Source organism: Adlercreutzia sp. DFI.6.23 (assembly GCF_024462535.1).
GTDB lineage: Bacteria > Actinomycetota > Coriobacteriia > Coriobacteriales > Eggerthellaceae > Adlercreutzia > Adlercreutzia rubneri.
The window spans coordinates 1-286 of record NZ_JANGBP010000832.1 but is presented as its reverse complement, the minus strand read 5'-3'; the positions used below and the strand labels follow the sequence as shown (position 1 = coordinate 286).

The following is a 286-nucleotide window of genomic DNA, read 5'->3' as shown; positions in this document are numbered from 1 at the left end:
CTGGTAAACGCCCTCGTCGGTGAGGGCCACGTACACGGCCTTCTTGTCGTGAGGCGACTTCAGGCGTTTGGCCCAGCCGCGGCCCACGAGGCGATCCACGGCGCGCGCCGCGTTCACCGGCGACATTATCAGCTGCTCTGCCAGGGTTCCGACGCGTTCGGGATGATCCGTCTCGCCGAGGCGTTGGATGATGCGGCACTCGTTGAGCGACGCGCCCGTGGCATCGCGCAGGGTGCGCTCTGTCTCGGCGCGGATGAGCTCGATGGATACGAGCGAGCGCGTGGCA

The 286-nt window shown here is 67.5% G+C and carries 1 protein-coding gene; it reads right to left on the bottom strand.

The window, feature by feature from the left end; genetic code table 11:
• The coding region (locus tag NE591_RS15650) for a MarR family winged helix-turn-helix transcriptional regulator (RefSeq protein WP_256157149.1) at positions 1 to 286 on the bottom strand (286 nt) is incomplete at both ends.